General features: G+C 50.0%; 1 protein-coding gene. It reads left to right on the top strand.

The genetic code is table 11. The features are described from left to right. Positions 1-246, top strand: a 246-nt coding sequence (locus RYX56_RS24470) for a DNA gyrase subunit A (RefSeq protein WP_317124402.1), incomplete at both ends; no start/stop codon positions are given.

Consider the following 246-nt stretch of genomic DNA (forward strand, 5'->3'; position numbering starts at 1 on the left):
CCTCCCATTAGAAGATGTCCTCGGCGATCGTTTTGGCCGATATAGTAAATATATTATTCAAGAACGGGCCCTGCCGGACGCCCGGGACGGTTTGAAACCGGTGCAGCGCAGAATCTTGTACGCGATGCATGTAGAAGGCAATACCCATGACAAAGGCTTCCGTAAAGCGGCAAAAACCGTTGGTAACGTCATTGGTAATTATCACCCGCATGGTGATTCCTCTGTTTATGAGGCGATGGTCCGGAT

Origin of the sequence: Alkalihalophilus lindianensis (genome assembly GCF_032843265.1) — a bacterium.
Taxonomy (GTDB): Bacteria; Bacillota; Bacilli; order Bacillales; family Bacillaceae_D; genus Alkalihalophilus; species Alkalihalophilus lindianensis.